Below are 4553 nucleotides of genomic sequence, written 5' to 3'. Positions count from 1 at the left end.
CCTGGATACTGGCCTGAAGACGGTGCTGGCCGTTCAGGAGGCGCGTGTTGCTCGTATCGGCGTCAGGCGCGAAGGGGTTGGCGGTAAAGCAGATCGGCTGCGCGTTCATCATCCAGTGGCCCTCCTTGATGTCGCGCGCGATCATCTTGACGTGGTTCGGCTGGATCTTCCGGTTGTGCGTGTTGAAGCGCAGCAGCCGCTTGGCCAATTCCGGCGTCACGATGACGGAGCGGTAGACGGGCTCGCCCTTCGTCTTCGCCTTGGCCTGTGCGAGTTCCTCCGCCATCTGGCTGTGATAGTCGTCGCCGGCGTTCAGGTCCTGGACCTTGCCTTCGCGCAGCCCCGGGTAGCCGTCCATCATCGGCATGCCGAGGTTCGGCTTCGGAACGAGCTTCGTCGGCATAGTGAACTCGACCTCGAGCTCGGAGACGTCGATATTGTCGATCTCGTCCGACAGGCCTTCCTTTCTCAGCCGCCGCTTCTCGGCCGTGATCGCGCGCTTTTCAGCCTTCGCGCGCAGCGTCTTGCCCCGGCTGATGTCGGCGACTTCGATCTTCTCGAGGTCCGGTGCCCAGAGATAGCTGTCACGCAGCTTGTCGCCATTGAAAGCGTCGTTGAACGCCATGATGGCGCCGCCGATTTCCTCATCCTCGGTCAGGCCAGCCGCGTTCGAGCCGGCCTTCAGGGCGCGACGGGCGCGCTGCCGGTGAGACGTGATTTCCATGCGAAGCTTGCGCGCCGAGCGAAACGTCGCGTGCTCCGGATCCGTTTCGGGATGGAAGTCGCGAAGGAACTTGACGAGGTCATCCTTGCGACCCGCGCGCATGGCCATGAAAAACAGGATGTTGAGAACGCCGTTGCGCAGTAAGTTGTTCTTGTAGTTCTCCGCCTCCGAGATCGCATCGCGCAGCTCAGGGTTGGCCTTCAGGACCTGGTCGAGCCGCGACCAGCCGATCTGCGCGGAGCTGATGCCGTAGATGCCGTTCTCCATACGGATCATGCGGCCCAACAGGCGCACGAGCGTCCCGGTGTTGGGAATGCCGCGCCCCTCGAGCACCCCGGAGAAGCTCCGCTTGCGGTGCTGGTCGACGGTATGGAGAACATCGCTGGGCACGTTGCGCGCCGTTGCGGTGCGGATCGTCTGGCCGGACTCCACGACGGCCGCCAGGCGGTGGTAACCGTCGATCACCCGACCGTTCTCGTCGAAGATGATCGGCAGGCCGTTCAGGATCCAAGCGTCTCTGCGGATCGCGTTCGCGTAGGTCTCGACAGCTCGCTTTTCCTCATGCCGCTGAACCCCCATCGCGCTGATGAGTTCGCGCGCCGTTTCCGGCGTGATGTCCTCGTTCGCATAAACGATGTCATGAGCCGAGGGCGCATCCTGAATCGCGATCTCGTCCGCGCCGGTCCGCGTATCAGCTTCGTCACGCTCCACTTGGTCGACTGCGTCGTTGTCCATGGCGGTCATCACTAGCTGCTCCTGATAATCTGTCATTCTCAAACCCTGTCCCGCGTCAGTAGCGCGCCACTCTGCCCGAGATCGGTTTTTCACCTTCACTCAGGGCGCTCTGCGATTTCCCTCGTTTATGGAACATCGCAAGCGCAGACCAAACCTGCTAAAAAGGTCTGTTCCCTGTCTCTGTGGCTCGCAAACTAGCCCTTCAGTCAAAAAGTTGCACCAAGATATGATTTATCGATAACCATATTAAGCTCCCATTGTCACCACCTCAGATTAGTTATTCGCTACAAAATCTGGGGATGATGCGAGACCCCGCGCCCATATAGGGGCATGTTCTCCACAAGAACCGCGCCGTCATACTCTTCTTGGGGTAATTTTTTCGCATGATCCGAGTTAAGCTTGGCGAGATCCACTCACGAGGGCCTGCCAAGATGACCGTCCATATGAACCTCAAACGCAAGCCCGAGCGATTCAAGGGTGACCTGCCGACCTGGGGGGCCTCGGTGACAGGTGCGAGCTACTACTTCACGAAGGAGCTCGAAAGGCTGCTCGACATGCATGGCTTTGCGCCTTTCGCGATCGAGCCCGGCCGCAGCAGTTGGACCTTGAAGCCGTCGATCTGTCAGCCGCCGCTCTACTTGGCCGCGATCCTGAAGGCGAAGCACGATGCGGTTCTAAGCTCGGATATCCGGAAAATGCTCACGGCCGCCACGGCGGGGCGTAAGCCCGACGACGACGGCCTCCAGAAGTTCCTCGGCCGTCCGGCCAGCGATCCCGCGGGGCGTCACCCGCTGCGCATCGAGGCGGGCAGCAAGGTGTTCGTGGCGAACTGCGACGAAGACGACATCGAGCGCCGCAATTTCCTCGTCGGCGCCGGATGGCATCCGATCGCGACGCCGGCGGCGGCGATCGTCGAGAAATTCGGAACCATGCCCTTCCGCACGTCCGACGCCTACATGGCTTTGAACCTGGCCGGCTTCATGTCGCCCGCGGCGAAATCCGCACTGAAGGCATCGATGGCCACGGCGATGACGAATTTCACGATGAGCGGCACGCACCGTGCGCCGGCCGATTTCGACCTGCCGGCACCCGAGGGCATCGACTACCTGCCGTTCCAGAAGACCGGGATCGCGATGTTCGCAGAGCCGGGAAAGTCCGGCCTCATCGCCGATGACATGGGCTTGGGCAAGACGATCCAGGGGATCGGCATCATCAACGACCACCTGCGCCAGCGGCCCGACGCCCGCAACATCCTCGTGCTCTGCCAGGCGAACATGAAGATCAAATGGTGTCGCGAGATCGACAAGTGGAAGCTCGATCCCGATCTGAAGGCCGACTACGCCATGGGCAGCGAGGTCCCCGAGACGGACGTCGTGACGATCAACTACGACATCGCTGCGCGAAACATCGAGAAGCTGCGCCAGCGTCGCTGGGACCTTGTCCTCACCGACGAGGCGCACAACCTCGCCAACGAGGAGGCGCAACGCACCCAGGCCGTGCTCGGGCGCCTGCTTGGCGACACCGAAGCCCAAAGCCTGCTGATGGCGACAGGCGGAAAGATCATCCACCTGACCGGGACGCCACGCCCGAACAAGGTCGAGAACCTCTGGCCGCTGCTGTCGAGCACCGCGCCCCATATCTGGGGCCGTGGGCCCGAGGCGCGGCGCGAGTTCCTCAACCGCTACGCGCCGCCGACGCTGATCCAGAAGGAGTTTTCGAAGAACGGCCGCAGCTGGAAGCGGATCATCCCGCTGCCCGGCAAGCCGATGCGCGAGAAGGAGCTGCAACTGCGGCTTCGCGGCTCGGGCTGCTTCGTGCGCCGGATGAAGCGCGATGCCAAGGATCTCGGTCTGCCTCCAAAATTCCGCACGCCGCTCGAGATGCCGATCAAGCTCTCGAAGGAGCAGCAAAAGCAGCTGACGGAGATCGAGGTCGACTTCGCCGCGCTGGTCGAGGAAGCCGGGACGGGCCGGGGCATCAAGGCCGGCGAGAGCAAGATGGCGAGCGCCGTGATCGATGCTGTGAAGGGCGCCGCCCTGCACAGCCCGGAGTTCCATGAGAACGCGCGACTTCGAAAGAACCTCGGATTGCTCAAGGCGCCGCTGGCCGCGCAGTTCATGACCGAAGAGCTGAAGGATGACGAGGACCTCGACCCGGAGCTGCGCCGCAAGACGGTCATCTTCGCGCACCACAAGGAGGTCATCCAGCTCATCCACAAGCAGATGTCCGAGGGCGTGAAGGGCGACATCCTGATTTATGACGGGTCGATCACCAGCGAGAAGAAGCGCCAGGCGATCATCGACCGCTTTCAGACCGACGACCGTGTACGGGCCATCATCATCTCGCTTTCGGGCGCCTCGGGCATCACGCTGACACGCGCGAACCGCATGCGGGTCGTGGAGATGGACTGGCTACCCTCGAACATGGTGCAGATCGAGGACCGGATCTGGCGGATCGGTCAGGAGCAGAACGTCGATATCGGCTACCTGTTCATCCCCAACTCCCTCGACGCCCAGATCGGGCAGGGGATCATCGCGCGCATGGAATCCGAGGAAGCTTCGCTCAACAAGCTGAGCTTCGAGGATCTCGAGGCAAAGAAGGCCAAGGCCGAGGCGCGGGGTGCGCGTCGCAGCGCCGCCGCAGCGCAAGAAGCTGACGAAGATGCATTTTCCCCGTCGCCATCGTCGAGGGATGCCGATAAGAACGAACCAGCACCATCCGAAGAGCAGCAACAGCTGACGATGGGGTGGTGATGGGCAGTCTCGTTACAGGCGGAGTGGACGGATGAGTGATGACGCGTGGATGATCGGGCGGCTGCGCGCCGGCCCCTTCGCCGTGGCTGACAAGATGGACCTGCTGAGCCTGATGGCCCGGCATGGGATCCATGTGTCCGACCCGGCCCTGCTCATGGAGGGCGACGACGAGCCCGTGATCGAAGTCGCCACCTCGAGCCGGGGCTGCACGCTGATCGCGCGTGGCTTCAGCGTCCGCGCCTACTTTCTTGCGGAGGACGGGATGGAGGTCGAGCGCGAGAAACTCGAGGACTTCTTGCTGGATGCCGCGGCGCCGAACACGACCGTCTCGATCAACGGAC

At 62.5% G+C, this 4553-nt stretch carries 3 protein-coding genes; 2 read left to right on the top strand and 1 reads right to left on the bottom strand.

From position 1 onward, the window contains the following. On the bottom strand, positions 1 to 1495 hold a 1495-nt coding region (locus tag ACFDS3_RS19175; RefSeq protein WP_375263945.1), incomplete at its 3' end, for a hypothetical protein. Positions 1496 to 1890: 395 nt separating this feature from the next. On the opposite strand from ACFDS3_RS19175, the gene ACFDS3_RS19170 reads away from it, so the two are divergent. Together ACFDS3_RS19170 and ACFDS3_RS19165 are read left to right on the top strand one after the other, a co-directional pair. Next, positions 1891 to 4212 (top strand): DEAD/DEAH box helicase, encoded by a 2322-nt coding sequence (locus tag ACFDS3_RS19170; RefSeq protein ID WP_375263944.1) that lies wholly within the window; start codon positions 1891 to 1893, stop codon positions 4210 to 4212. Positions 4213 to 4243: 31 nt separating this feature from the next. Next, positions 4244 to 4553: hypothetical protein (locus ACFDS3_RS19165; RefSeq protein ID WP_375263943.1), on the top strand; the 310-nt coding region annotated here is incomplete at its 3' end.

Origin of the sequence: Palleronia sp., from assembly GCF_042089775.1 — a bacterium.
In the GTDB taxonomy this organism is placed as follows: Bacteria; Pseudomonadota; Alphaproteobacteria; order Rhodobacterales; family Rhodobacteraceae; genus Palleronia.
Note: the sequence above shows the minus strand (reverse complement) of the source record. Positions and strands in the feature narration are given on the sequence as shown.